Origin of the sequence: Novosphingobium rhizovicinum, assembly GCF_040813635.1 — a bacterium.
Classification (GTDB): Bacteria; Pseudomonadota; Alphaproteobacteria; order Sphingomonadales; family Sphingomonadaceae; genus Novosphingobium; species Novosphingobium rhizovicinum.
Window position 1 is genome coordinate 126,949 of the sequence record NZ_JBFNXR010000033.1, and the last position, 13,052, is coordinate 140,000.

At 60.7% G+C, this 13,052-nt stretch carries 10 protein-coding genes; 9 read left to right on the forward strand and 1 reads right to left on the reverse strand.

From position 1 onward, the window contains the following. The first annotated feature begins 26 nt into the window (after window positions 1-26). The 7 genes from dusB (at window position 27) to hflX (ending at window position 9,332) form a co-directional block, all read left to right on the forward strand. On the forward strand, window positions 27-1,043 hold the full coding sequence (gene dusB, locus ABUH87_RS10360; RefSeq protein WP_367773265.1) for a tRNA dihydrouridine synthase DusB: 1,017 nt from the start codon (window positions 27-29) through the stop codon (window positions 1,041-1,043). After that, complete coding sequence (locus ABUH87_RS10365) at window positions 1,040-2,167, forward strand: two-component system sensor histidine kinase NtrB (protein ID WP_367773267.1); 1,128 nt, start codon at window positions 1,040-1,042, stop codon at window positions 2,165-2,167. Before dusB ends, ABUH87_RS10365 begins: the two co-directional genes overlap by 4 nt. Beyond that, complete coding sequence (locus ABUH87_RS10370) at window positions 2,164-3,579, forward strand: sigma-54-dependent transcriptional regulator (protein WP_367773269.1); 1,416 nt, start codon at window positions 2,164-2,166, stop codon at window positions 3,577-3,579. The genes ABUH87_RS10365 and ABUH87_RS10370 overlap by 4 nt, the downstream gene beginning before the upstream one ends. Before the next feature lie 113 nt (window positions 3,580-3,692). Continuing rightward, the gene (locus ABUH87_RS10375; protein ID WP_367773300.1) at window positions 3,693-5,882 is read left to right on the forward strand and encodes a sensor histidine kinase; all 2,190 of its coding nucleotides are present in this window, start codon (window positions 3,693-3,695) and stop codon (window positions 5,880-5,882) included. Window positions 5,883-5,886: 4 nt separating this feature from the next. Beyond that, window positions 5,887-7,281 carry a nitrogen assimilation response regulator NtrX gene (gene ntrX / locus ABUH87_RS10380; protein WP_367773271.1) on the forward strand — a complete coding sequence of 465 codons (1,395 nt, stop codon included), beginning with the start codon at window positions 5,887-5,889 and terminating at the stop codon, window positions 7,279-7,281. 136 nt (window positions 7,282-7,417) lie between these two features. After that, window positions 7,418-7,969 (forward strand): RNA chaperone Hfq, encoded by a 552-nt coding sequence (gene hfq / locus ABUH87_RS10385; protein ID WP_367773273.1) that lies wholly within the window; start codon window positions 7,418-7,420, stop codon window positions 7,967-7,969. A 43-nt stretch (window positions 7,970-8,012) separates the two neighbouring features. Beyond that, window positions 8,013-9,332 carry a GTPase HflX gene (gene hflX / locus ABUH87_RS10390; protein ID WP_367773275.1) on the forward strand — a complete coding sequence of 440 codons (1,320 nt, stop codon included), beginning with the start codon at window positions 8,013-8,015 and terminating at the stop codon, window positions 9,330-9,332. Here hflX and mazG read toward each other — a convergent pair. Continuing rightward, window positions 9,309-10,100, reverse strand: coding sequence for a nucleoside triphosphate pyrophosphohydrolase (gene mazG, locus ABUH87_RS10395; protein ID WP_367773277.1), 792 nt, complete (start codon window positions 10,098-10,100; stop codon window positions 9,309-9,311). The two genes, hflX and mazG, sit on opposite strands and share 24 nt — an antisense overlap. A gap of 206 nt (window positions 10,101-10,306) precedes the next feature. On the opposite strand from mazG, the gene ABUH87_RS10400 reads away from it, so the two are divergent. Continuing rightward, window positions 10,307-12,637, forward strand: a complete 2,331-nt coding sequence (locus tag ABUH87_RS10400; protein ID WP_367773280.1) for a PAS domain S-box protein — start codon at window positions 10,307-10,309, stop codon at window positions 12,635-12,637. Window positions 12,638-12,680: 43 nt separating this feature from the next. Beyond that, on the forward strand, window positions 12,681-12,896 hold the full coding sequence (locus ABUH87_RS10405) for a hypothetical protein (protein ID WP_367773283.1): 216 nt from the start codon (window positions 12,681-12,683) through the stop codon (window positions 12,894-12,896). The last annotated feature ends 156 nt before the right edge of the window (window positions 12,897-13,052 follow it).

The following is a 13,052-nucleotide window of genomic DNA, read 5'->3' on the forward strand; positions in this document are numbered from 1 at the left end:
TGCCTGTTTTTTAGGCAGTTTTTAACATGACCACAGTTGCATCTCCGCCCGCTCTCAAGCCGATCCAGGTGGGACCGATCGAGATCGGCTGTCCGGTCGTTCTGGCGCCAATGACAGGCGTGACGGACCTGCCTTTCCGGAAGCTGGTGCGGCGGTTCGGTTCAGGCCTCAATGTCACTGAGATGATCGCAAGCCCAGCTGCCATTCGGGAAACGCGGCAATCGGTTCAGAAGGCCGCTTGGGACTTGTCTGAAGAGCCGGTTTCGATGCAGCTCGTGGGATGTGAGCCGGCACAGATGGCCGAAGCCGCCAAGCTCTCCGCCGATCGCGGCGCGGCTATCATTGATATCAACATGGGTTGTCCCGTGCGAAAGGTGGTGAATGGGGACGCAGGTTCTGCACTCATGCGCGACCTCAAGCTTGCAGCCGCACTGATCGATGCGACGGTGAAGGCAGTCGACGTCCCGGTTACTGTCAAGATGCGCATGGGCTGGTGCCACGACAGTCTCAATGCACCTGAGCTTGCCCGCATCGCGCAAGACCTTGGCGCCAAGATGATTACCGTACACGGACGCACTCGCAACCAGATGTACAAGGGCAGCGCGGATTGGGGGTTTGTCCGGCGCGTGAAAGCGGCTGTTTCGGTGCCGGTCCTTGTAAACGGCGACATCTGCGGCATCGAGGATTTGGCGGTTGCTCTGGAGCAGTCGGGCGCGGATGGCGTCATGATCGGGAGGGGCGCTTACGGACGTCCCTGGCTTCTGGGGCAAGTGATGCACTGGTGGCGCACGGGCGGCGAGATGGCTGCGCCGAACATCGGTGCGCAGTACGAGCTCATTGCCGAGCACTACGGCGAAATGCTCTCACTGTACGGGCGTGATACAGGTGTGAAGATGGCACGCAAGCACCTGGGCTGGTATACGAAGGGTCTTCCGGGCTCCGCCGAACTGCGCAATCGCATCAATTTCATCGATGATCCCGACGAGGTCGTCCGTACTCTTGGTGAATTCTACGCGCCATGGCGTCAGCGCCAGGCGGCATGAGCCAGCCAGCGGGGAGTAATATCCCGGAAGCCGGTCGGGTGCTGGGGAGTCTTCCGCAGGCGGTACTGCTACTGGAACCCGGCCAATCCATTGCTTTTGCCAACCCGGCTGCAGAGCAGTTTTTAGGGCAAAGCCTGCGTAGACTTGTCGGCAAGCGGCTCGCGGACGTTCTTACCTTTCCCGACGCCCGCCTGCTCGATCGTATCGAGGACGTGGATACGCCGGTCTCCGCGCGAGAGATCCTGATCGGAATCCGGGATCGAGGGTCGCGCAGAATTGACATCAACGTCGCACCTGTCGCCGATTGGGCCGGCTGGCAAATCCTGACGGTGCATGACAACACGCCGACCGATGCTCTGGGAGATGACTCGGGCGGTGCCGATAACGCTGCTTTGCGTGGGCCGGAGATCATGGCGCACGAAATCAAGAATCCACTCGCGGGCATCAGGGGGGCTGCGCAATTGCTCGCCCGGCGGGTAGAGGAGACTGACCGGGCGATGACTGATCTTATCACGTCGGAAGTCGACCGGATTGCCGCGCTCATTGATCGCATGCAGCGCCTCAGCCGCAAGACGCCGCCGGTTGTGGAAGCGTGCAACTTGCACGAGGCCGCGCGCCGCGCGATCGATGTGCTGAAAGCCGGGACCTTCGCGGACGATGTGCCCCGTATCGAGGAAGAGTTCGATCCGTCCCTCCCAGCCGTCCTCGGCAGCCCGGATGGACTTGTGCAGGTCATGATCAACCTACTCTCGAACGCGCGGGAGGCTTGTGCGGAGCAAGGCAGCGGGCGTGTTGTGATCCGTACGCGGTTCGCCAGTGGCTTGCAGTTGCACGCGACGGACTCCGGTCGTTCCGTGCGGCTGCCGGTAGAGCTGCGGGTGAGCGACAATGGGCCGGGCGTGCCCGCGGCCATGCGCGATCACATCTTCGAACCTTTCGTGACTACTAAAAAGACGGGGCAGGGGCTTGGCCTTCCCCTCGTTAGGAAGCTCGTGCGCGATATGAACGGCCGTATCAGCCATGAGCGGGATGAGACGGGCGGCTGGACACACTTTCGCGTACACCTTCCTCTGGCGCGCGAAATAAGGTCGAGGGTCACTCAAAAGCAGAAGGGCGCCACATGACTGTTCTCCTGGTTGAGGACGATGCGTCCATAGCGCTGGTGATCACTGCGGCGCTGGAAGCCGAGGGCTTTGCCGTGGTTCGCTGCGAAACCATCGCCGAACGGGATGCGCTGCTTCTGGAGGGTGACTTCTCAGCGCTCGTGACCGACGTGATGCTGCCGGATGGCGACGGGATCGAGACACTGGCCTATGTCTCACGTAACTATCCCGAACTGCCCGTCGTCATTCTCTCCGCCCAGAACACGCTCGACACCGCCGTACGTGCCACGGACACCGGCGCTTTCGAGTACTTTCCCAAACCTTTTGATATTGACGAATTGGCGCGAACCGTCCGCCAGGCGGTCGGCGCCAGCAAGACGACGCGGGACCGGGGCGGAGAGCCGGCGGGAGACGGGCTTCCACTGGTCGGCCGCAGTGCTGCGATGCAGGCGGTCTTTCGCATGATCACACGGGTGCTGCGAAACGACCTCACAGTTCTCATCCTCGGCGAATCCGGTACGGGCAAGGAACTCGTCGCAGAGGCCGTTCACCAGTTGGGGCACCGTCAGTCCGGCCCCTTCATCGCGGTCAATACGGCTGCGATACCCGCCGAACTGATCGAGAGTGAGTTGTTCGGGCATGAGAAGGGAGCCTTTACGGGCGCGGTTGCTCGGCACATCGGCAAATTCGAGCAAGCAGGGGGCGGGACGCTTTTCCTTGATGAGATTGGCGACATGCCCATGCAGGCGCAGACTCGTCTGCTCAGGGCGCTGCAATCGGGGGCGATCCGCCGCGTGGGCGGACGCGACGAAGTGCGGCTGGATGTGCGGATCATCGCGGCAACGAACAAGGATCTCCAGCCGCTGATTGCAGCCGGACAATTCCGCGAGGATCTGTATTATCGCCTGAATGTCGTTCCGATCTCCATGCCTCCGCTGCGAGATCGTCCCGATGACATCGAGGCACTGGCTCGCCATTTTCTTCAGCTCGCAGCTGGTGAGGGGCTTCCGCAGCGGCAACTGACTCCAGCCGCGGCCGCGCTTCTGAGCCAGCAGACTTGGCGCGGCAATGTCCGGGAACTGAGGAACTTCATCTATCGACTGGTGCTGTTGGCGCGCGAGGACGTCATCGACATCGATACTGTTGCGCCTTTGCTACCGAAGGATGACGCTTCCACCGCCGACGAAGAGGCGGGGCGCGACGGGCTGGAGCGGGCCGTTGTGCGCTGGCTGTCGGAAGTACGCCCTGGGGCGGGATCTATCTATGAGACTGCGCTTGCCGCATTCGAGCGCCCGCTTTTCTCGCAAGTGCTTCACGAGACAGGAGGAAACCAGCTTAGAGCCGCGCAAGCCTTGGGCATTAATCGCAACACGTTGCGCAAGCGGCTTGCGGATTTGAATCTGGACCCAGATACCTTCGCTCGACGGGTTTAGTTGACGGTTCGTAGAATCCTCTTGCTCGGGGGCCACACTGCTGTTGTAACTGCGCCACCATGGATGCAGCGATGAAGACCAGGCGTACATGGCCGCCGCGCTGGTGGCGGCGCATGCAGGTTGCTGCGCGGCGCGCGAACTTCTTCGGGGTCATGGTGATCGCGGCAGTCATCGCCTTCGTGGTGATGACGACGGTCACCTTTGTCGCCTTGTTCAGCAACGCGAACAACGGCGAGTTCCTGTCGTCGAACATGACTGCGACTCTCTTGGTAGGGACGCTCGTACCCGCCTTGACCATCCTGGTCCTGCTGGGGCGGTGGATGGCGCTACGCCGTGCAGCGCAGACCATTGGCGGCACCGGCCGTATGCATGTGCGGCTGGTCTTCATCTTCTCACTGATCGCGGCCGTGCCGACACTGCTGGTCGTGATATTCGCGTCATATCTCTTCCAGTCGGGCGTGGAGTTCTGGTTCTCTGACAGTTCTCGAGGGCTTCTGGAAAACGCGAACAAGCTCGCGCGCGGATACTATGAGCAGGCGCAGCGTGACGTCAGTCAGGAGTCGCTTGCGATGGCGAGTGACCTTCGCGGCTATCTCAGTGAGGAGCCAATCACTTCTCCAGAATTCCCCGAGTTTTTGTACTTTCAAGTCCGCAACCGTAAGCTCGACGAGTCTGCCATTCTGCAAAAGGGCCAGGATGGCCAGATAAGGACTGCAGCGATCGTCGATCCGACTGGCGAGAATGAGGCCGCCACGGTAACGCCTGCCCTTGTGCGGCGGATCGATGCCGGCGAACCCTTCGTCGTTGAAGCCAACGCGAACCGGATCGTCGCCTTTACAGCGATTGACCGGGATGCTGGAATTTACCTCTATACCTCGCGCAGTTCGGACCTGCTGGCCTTCAGCCAGGGGCAGCGAGCAGAGAACATCGTCAAAGGCTACGAGATGCTAACCAGCAGAGCGCGGCTTTATCAGCTGCGCTTCAACGTGGCTTTGTTTATCGCATCGCTCGCGCTGGTAGGACTGTCCGTCTGGTTTGCGCTCCGATTTGCAGACCGGCAGGTGAAACCTCTCTATGAACTCGTCGACGCAGCCCGTCGCGTCGGGAGCGGCAACTTCGCTCTGCGGGTCGGGGGGCGCACCGGGGCCGACGAAATCGGTCTTCTGAACCGCGCCTTCAATCGCATGACGGCGCAGATCGAGAAGCAGACACAGGCGCTTCTCGGGGCCAACCTGCAACTCCAGGAGCGGCGTGTCTTCATTGAGGCTGTGCTTGAGTCGGTCACTGCAGGGATCATTTCTGTTGATGCATCCGGCGCGGTCACGCTGATGAACAGCACCGCCCAGAAGCTTCTTCTCGATCATGAGACGCCTGGCCCGTTGGGACTCCCTCTTGTCGCTTTCGCACCGCAAGTGGCCGCACTTATTGAGCGTGGGAAGCCGGGCGGGATCGTGCAGTATAGCAAGAATGGTGAACTGCTTACGCTCGCGGTCAAGATCGCCCGCGACGCGACCGGGCATGTCATCACCTTTGAGGACATCACGCGACAGCTGCTCGATCAACGTCAGGCAGCGTGGTCCGATGTCGCGAGACGTATCGCGCACGAGATCAAGAACCCGCTGACACCAATTCAGCTGGCGACCGAGCGACTAAGCCGCCGTTATCGCAAGCAGATCACGCAGGATCCGGAGCTTTTCGAAGATCTGACGCGGACTATCATTCGGCAGGTGGGCGACCTTCGCAAGATGGTGGATGAGTTCTCCTCCTTTGCGCGGCTGCCAAAGCCCAACTTCCGGCCTGAAGATCCGATTGCCCTCGTCCGGCAGGCGCTGTTCCTGCAGGAGGTGGCGCATACCGATATAGCCTTCCAATTCAGTTCCGAAGGCCAGGTGCCGATCATCGGTTGTGATCGCCATCAGTTTGGCCAGGCTATGACCAACGTCCTGAAGAACGCTATCGAGGCCGTCGAAGCAAAGGCGAAGGAATCCGGCGGAGACTACAAGGGTAGGGTTTCCGTCACTCTCTCGGCTCTCGACGAGGCCGTGCAGGTGCGGATCACGGACAACGGGATTGGCTTGCCGCAGGATCGGGACCGCATCATCGAACCTTACGTCACCACGCGTGAGAAGGGCACGGGGTTGGGCCTCGCGATCGTCAACAAGATCGTTGAGGAGCACGGCGGCGAAATGACGTTCACGGCCGCGCAAGGCGGCGGGACCACAGTGACGATGCGCTTTGCGGCAGATCCGCTGGCGCACGGCGGCCCTTCGGAGGCCAGCGACATGAGAAGCAGGACGGAATGACCCAATGCCTATCGACATCCTGATCGTCGACGACGAACGCGATATCCGCGAACTCGTCGCGGGAGTGCTAAGCGACGAAGGTTACGAGTGCCGCACAGCTGGTGACAGTGAAAGCGCACTCTCGGCGTTGGATACGCGACGTCCCTCGCTCGTCCTGCTCGACGTCTGGCTTCACGGCAGCGCAATGGACGGGCTGGAAGTGCTCGACGCCATGAAGGCACGTGAGCCTGAGTTGCCGGTGATCATCTTTTCCGGTCACGGCAACATAGACACAGCCGTCGCAGCGATCAGTCGCGGGGCTGTGGACTTCATCGAGAAGCCGTTCGAGGCCGAAAAGCTCCTTCACCTCGTGGCGCGAGCGACTGAAACCGAACGGCTAAGGCGTGAGAACGCGCAACTGCGGCAGGACTTCTCCAATTCCGAGGAGTTCACCGGAAACAGCAGTGCCATCAATCAGGTGCGCGCCACTCTGAAACGCGTAGCGAATACCGGTAGCCGATTGCTGATTACCGGGCCGGCAGGCGTGGGCAAAGAGGTGGCCGCGCGCTTGCTTCACGCCTGGAGCGCGCGGGCCAGCAGCGCGTTTGTTTGCGTGAACTCCGCCCGGATCACTCCCGAGCGGTTCGAGCAAGAATTGTTCGGAGAAGAGTTGGAGGGCAGCCTGCTGCGGCCTGGGCTCCTGGAGATGGCCGACGGCGGCACGCTTTACTTCGACGAAATCGCGGACATGCCGCTTTCGACACAAGCCCGTATCTTACGCGTCCTTACGGACCAGTCCTTCGTCAGGGTGGGCGGGACGCGGCAGATACGGGTTGATGTCAGAGTTGTCTCGTCGACCTCCCGCGATCTGGAGAAGGAGATCGCAGAGCGGCGGTTCCGCGAGGATCTCTTCTACCGGCTGAACGTTGTACCGGTTACCGTCCCGGCTCTGCGCGACCGGCGGGATGACATCCCTCCATTGGTCGATCACTTTTTCACCCGGTTCGCGAGCGAGCAGGGCGTTGCGGCTCCTGAAGTTGGAGCGGATGCCATGGCAGCGCTGCAGGCATATGACTGGCCCGGCAACGTGCGGCAGTTGCGGAACGTGGTGGAGCGTACTGTTATCATGACGCCGCGTGATCGCCTCGGCCGTATCGAGGCGGAAATGCTTCCCCCTGAAGTGTTCAGCAGTCGCGGCGAAGGCGACTCCCGCATTTCGGTCATGATGAGCGCGCCGCTGCGGGAGGCTCGGGAGAGCTTTGAAAGAGAGTACCTGCGCGTTCAGATACAGCGCTTCTCGGGGAACATTTCCAAGACGGCTTCTTTCATTGGGATGGAGCGATCGGCTCTCCATCGCAAGCTCAAGATCCTCGGCATGTCTGATCGCAGGGATGCCGAACTGGAGGGAGAGGAAGGCTGACACTTTGGTGCGGGTGAGCGTTGATTTTGCCGTTTACTGCGCTGCAGCGAAACAGTAACATCGGTCCTAAGCGGTCGGGGTCAGTCCCGGCCAGATTGCGGACCGTAGCAGCGGCCGCCAACAACAGGAGACCGCAATGAGTGGGCGTACACTTTCTGCCCGTCCGAAGCCCGCCGCCCCGGCAGCGGATGAGGCCGCGCCAGTTGCTCCGGCCAAAGGGCAGAACCTCCAGGACCAATTCCTGAATCTCCTGCGCAAGAACAAAACTCCTGTAACGATGTTTCTGGTCAAAGGCGTGAAGCTGCAGGGCATCGTCACATGGTTCGACAATTTCTCCATACTCCTTCGCCGCGATGGCCAATCGCAGCTCGTTTACAAGCACGCGATCTCCACGATCATGCCCAGTACTCCGGTCGACGCACGTCAGTTCGCCGGTGGAGTGGACAGTTCGAAGAAGGTTCGGCTGTTGCAGGACGTCTTTCTTTCGAGCGTCCGCACTGCCGGAGTGCAGGTGACCATGTTCCTGGTGAACGGCGTCATGCTGCAGGGCCGCATCGCTGCTTACGATCTGTTCTGCATGCTTCTCGAGCGAGAGGGGTATGTGCAACTGGCCTACAAGCACGCTGTCTCGACGATCCAGCCTGTCACCCCCGTAGACCTGCAGGCCCACGAAGAGGACGAGGATTGATCGCGGCCAGATTGTCCGGTTCGCATCAGCCCCGGCCCTCGCTTTGAGCGACGAACTTCAGGGCGAGGTTGCACGCGGCGCGCGCGCACTGGTCGTATACCCGCAACTGCGGGGCAACCGGGACCAGGATGCCGACGCCCGGCTCGAGGAAGGAAAGGGTCTTGCGCTCGCCATAGGTCTGGTGATCGCAGACGCGTTTACGATTCCGATCCGGGAGCCGCGCGCTGCAACGCTTTTCGGTGAGGGGCAGATCCAGAACATCGGCGTTGCGTGTGAGCAATCGGATGCCGAGCTCATTGTTGTGGACGGCTCCCTATCTGCCATCCAGCAGCGCAACCTTGAGGAAAAGCTCAAGCGGAAGGTGATTGATCGCACTGGGCTGATCCTCGAAATCTTTGGTGAACGCGCTGCCACTGCCGAAGGTCGCTTGCAGGTTGAACTGGCGCACCTTGATTATCAGGCGGGGCGGCTGGTGCGCAGTTGGACTCACCTTGAACGTCAGCGGGGCGGTTTCGGCTTTTTGGGCGGACCAGGCGAGACTCAGATCGAGGCCGACCGCCGTCTTATCCGAGACCGGATGGCTCGCATCCGGCGTGAGTTGGAGCAGGTCCGTCGAACCCGCGGACTGCACAGAGATCGTCGGGAAAAGGCGCCGTGGCCGGTTGTTGCGCTGGTGGGCTACACCAACGCGGGCAAGTCGACTCTGTTCAATCGCCTGACTGGTGCTGGAGTCATGGCCGAGGATCTGCTCTTTGCGACGCTGGACCCGACCATGCGGGCTATTCGCCTGCCCGGCGTCGAAAAAGTCATTCTTTCCGACACGGTCGGCTTCATATCCGACCTGCCAACCCAGTTGGTCGCTGCGTTCCGTGCCACCTTGGAGGAAGTCACGGCTGCCGATGTAATCCTTCATGTGCGTGACATTGCCAATCCGGAGACAGAGGCTCAGAAACGTCAGGTGATCGAAGTGCTCAGCGGCCTTGGCGTTGTGACGGAAGAGGAGGGTGAGAGCGCCATTCCCATCGTCGAGGTCTGGAACAAGTGGGACTTGCTCGAGCCTTCAAGAGCGATCGAACTGAAGGATGTTGCCGACGATCGGGGACGTGAACACGTGGTTCCGATCTCTGCCGTCACCGGTGAAGGTTGCGATGAGTTGCTCTCAGTGGTGGGGCGCCGGCTCACAGCGGGCGCGAAAGTCTACAGCTTCGTGATCCCGGTCAGCGATGGTGAAAAGCTTGCCTTCCTTCACGCTCGTGGCGAGGTTGTGTCGGAGGAACTCGACGAAACCATCGAAGGAGCGCCGCAGGTAAAACTGCAGGTCAGGCTGAGTGATCGCGAGCTAGGACGCTTCTCGTCTCTCTAAGGCCTTGGCGGCCTGCCAATAGCCTTCCTGCTCATTGAGGGTGAGTTCAGCGAAGTCGTGTCCGGCAGCGGATGCTGCCAATTCCATCGCCCGAAACCGCTGCTCGAACTTGCCATTTGCGCTGCGAAGAGCCTCCTCCGGCGCGATGCCGTTCGCGCGCAGGTAGTTCACCGCGGCAAACAGCAGGTCTCCTGCTTCCTCCAAGCGCTCTTCGCCCGTTTCGGCGCGCTCGAACTCGTCCAGCTCTTCGAGGATCTTGGCGCGCGGACCTTCTGCATCGGGCCAGTCGAAACCAACGCGCGCAGCTCGCTTCTGTAGTTTTTCTGCTCGCAGGAGAGCAGGCAGGGCGAGGGCCACACCGTCGAGAGCACCTGTCTGGCCGCCCGCGCTGCGCTCGGCCGCCTTGATCGCCTCCCAGCGCTCTGTTTGCGGAGCATGCGACGTCTCGGAACCGAAGATATGTGGATGACGCAGCTCAAGCTTGTCGCTGATGCCGGCAACGACATCCGCGAAGGCAAAGCTGCCCGCTTCTTCCGCGATGCGCGCATGAAATACCACCTGCAGCAGAAGGTCGCCAAGTTCGCTGCGCAGATCGTTCAGATCACCGCGGGCAATCGCATCCGCGACTTCGTAGGCTTCCTCGATCGTGTAAGGAGCAATCGTTGCGAATGTCTGCTCTCGATCCCATTCACAGCCCAGCGAGGGATGTCGGAGCCGAGCCATGATCGCGAGAAGGCGATCAATCTGCGAATGGTTGGGATCGCTCATCTCTTGCGCCAGCTCCGGAAAGAAAAACGCAGCGAGGCCGAGAGCCTGGTCGGCGATCGATTGAGGGCTTGCCGCTGGCGGTGATACACGTGAATCCGCCCCAATAGTGCCCTGAAAGCTGCGTGTCTCGGAAATGTGCTTGATGTTGGCTGGTTTTGCCCACAAGGGCAACCGGGGTTTGGGTGGGTCACGCTAGAGGACTTTAGATGGCGCAATCCACATTCGATCGGCTCGTGACGGATGAACGTTTCGCCTTGCTGGTCCACTCAATAACGGATTACGCGATATATATGCTCGATCCGCAAGGACGGGTCGGGACCTGGAACACAGGCGCCGAAAACATTATCGGCTACTCTGCGGACGACGTGGTCGGTCAGCCCTTTTCGGGATTTTTCACTCAGGAAGAGCGCGATCTCGATGTGCCGGGTCGCGCGCTCAGGGTTGCTGCCCGCGAGGGTCGTTTCGAGACTGAGGGCTGGAGAGTTCGGAAAGACGGTTGCCGTCTTTGGGCCCACTCAGTTCTTCAACCTGTGCGTGGAGCCGATGGTGCCCTGCTTGGCTTCGCCGAAATCACGCGCGACGTCACGGAACGACGGCAGCGTGAGGAAGCGCTACGGGAGAGCGAGCGGCGGTTCCAGATCCTCGTCAACTCCGTTGAGGACTACGCCATCTATATGCTGGATCCGATGGGGCATATTGCCACCTGGAATGCCGGTGCGCGCCGTTTCAAAGGTTACGAGGCGGAGGAGGTGCTTGGTGAGCACTTCTCCAGGTTCTTTTTGCCCGAAGACCGCCGGGCAGGTCTTCCTTCGCATATCCTTATGACCGCCGCCCAAGAAGGCCGCTTTGAAGCGGAAGGTTGGCGGGTGCGGAAGGATGGCAGCACGTTCCTTGCGCATGTGGTCGTTGACCGCATCCGCAATGAGGCCGGTGAACTGATCGGTTTCGCCAAGATCACGCGGGACGTAACCGAGAAGAGGCGCCACGAGCAGGCGCTGTTTGACAGCCAACTGCAATTCCGACTGCTTGTTCAAGGCGTGCGGGATTACGCCATTTACATGCTCGACACGCAAGGGAACGTGACCAACTGGAACCCAGGCGCTCAAACGATCAAAGGCTACGAGGCCGATGAGATCATCGGGCAGCACTTTTCCTGTTTCTATACAGAAGAGGACAGGGCGAGGGGGGCTCCTGCCGCCGCTCTTCAGACGGCCCTGAAAGACGGTAAGTTCGAAGCCGAGGCCCAGCGCGTGCGCAAGGATGGTTCGCTGTTCTGGGCACACGTCATGCTCGAGCCGATCTATAACGATGCGGGTGAACATGTCGGGTTCGCGAAGGTCACACGCGACATCACGGAAAAGAAGCGTGCCGAAGAGGAGCTGCGCGAGACGCAGGAAGCTCTTCTGCAGTCCCAGAAGTTGCAAGCGCTGGGTGAACTCGCAGGTGGTATCGCGCACGACTTCAACAATCTCATGACCGTTGTCCGCGGAACCGCCGACATGCTGTTGCGCAAGCCCGACCTCGCTGAGGAGAAGCGCAAGCGGTATTTGCATGTCCTCCTGGAAACGGCAGAGCGGGCAACGAGCCTTACCGCTCAGCTTCTCGCCTTCGCGAGGCGTCAGCCGCTCGAGCCAGAGGTGATCGATCTCAGTGTGCGTCTGGATGCGTTGGGAGAGATGCTGCAACGCACCTTAAGCAGTCAGTACGAGTTGATTCTGGATCTGGCGCCGGCGCTCTGGCGCATTGAGATCGACCCGACCGGACTTGAGACGGCGCTGCTCAACGCGGTGGTCAACGCACGCGATGCAATGCCATCCGGCGGCAAGATCACGATAGCGACCCGGAACATACGGGAAGACGGCAAGGATCTGGTCAGTCTATCGATCGCCGACACAGGCGAGGGTATCCCTCCGGAGCAGCTCGAGAGAGTGTTCGAGCCCTTTTTCACCACGAAGCCTGCGGGGAAAGGCACGGGTCTTGGTCTCTCACAGCTTCACGGATTTGCGATCCAATCGGGCGGCTCTGTGACGATCGAGTCCCGAGTGGGACACGGTACCACTCTCAATATCCGGCTGCCGCGGACTGAGAAGCCGATGAAGAGCCGTGCACTGGAGGCCGGTGAGACATCGTTACCCGAGGGACTGAGGATACTGCTCGTGGAGGACAGCGAGCACGTCCGCTATTTCGGTAAGCAGCTGCTTCAGGATCTCGGATGCATCGTCACCGAGGCGTCGAGCGCGGACGAAGCGCTCGCGCTTTTGGCAGAAAGCCCGGTAGACTTCATCTTCTCCGATATTGTCATGCCCGGTCGTACCGGGCTTGAGCTTGCGCAGGAAATCAGAAAATCAATTCCCGACATGCCGATCCTGCTCGCGAGCGGCTACAGCAGCAAGCAGTTCATCCCGATCGACCAGCGAGAGTTTCCCATTCTGCGTAAGCCGTACACGCTGGAAGCTGTCGCACACACCGTTGGTCAGTTGCTGGCTCGCTCGGGTGACCACAGGATCGGGTGTGCCGAAGGCGCGGAACAGGTGTAGGGTGTTGTCCCGCTTCAAGTGAGAGGCGTGCAAGGAGATTTGAATGATGCGCGTGCCGGTCCTCGCTCTTCCCCTGATCGCGATGTCGCTTGCTGCACAAAGTCCAGTTGCTTCATCAGCTCCGGCCGAGCAGGCTCAACATTCACCTGAGCGGGGCGGCTACAAACCTTGGGCCGATTGGGCGATGCGCCTGGCTCCGGTCGGCGCCGCGTTGTTGATAGGAGCGGTGGTGGTCGCATCGCGGCGCAAGAAACCGTAGCCCGCAATGACAGGCACCCGCATCAAGCGAGGCCTCCGTCCAGCGCCCAGGGGCGCACGATTTCCCGCCGAATTCAGCTCGAGCCAAAAAACATTCAATTTCACGCTTGACCGACTCATCGGTCCTCCATATATGCCGCTTCACCGGACGGGGACG

Coding starts and splice junctions, on each gene's coding strand:
- dusB (WP_367773265.1), top strand. CDS start 27: ATGACCACAGTTGCATCTCCGCCCGCTCTCAAGCCGATCCAGGTGGGA.
- ABUH87_RS10365 (WP_367773267.1), top strand. CDS start 1,040: ATGAGCCAGCCAGCGGGGAGTAATATCCCGGAAGCCGGTCGGGTGCTG.
- ABUH87_RS10370 (WP_367773269.1), top strand. CDS start 2,164: ATGACTGTTCTCCTGGTTGAGGACGATGCGTCCATAGCGCTGGTGATC.
- ABUH87_RS10375 (WP_367773300.1), top strand. CDS start 3,693: ATGCAGGTTGCTGCGCGGCGCGCGAACTTCTTCGGGGTCATGGTGATC.
- ntrX (WP_367773271.1), top strand. CDS start 5,887: ATGCCTATCGACATCCTGATCGTCGACGACGAACGCGATATCCGCGAA.
- hfq (WP_367773273.1), top strand. CDS start 7,418: ATGAGTGGGCGTACACTTTCTGCCCGTCCGAAGCCCGCCGCCCCGGCA.
- mazG (WP_367773277.1), bottom strand. CDS start 10,100: ATGAGCGATCCCAACCATTCGCAGATTGATCGCCTTCTCGCGATCATG.
- ABUH87_RS10400 (WP_367773280.1), top strand. CDS start 10,307: ATGGCGCAATCCACATTCGATCGGCTCGTGACGGATGAACGTTTCGCC.
- ABUH87_RS10405 (WP_367773283.1), top strand. CDS start 12,681: ATGATGCGCGTGCCGGTCCTCGCTCTTCCCCTGATCGCGATGTCGCTT.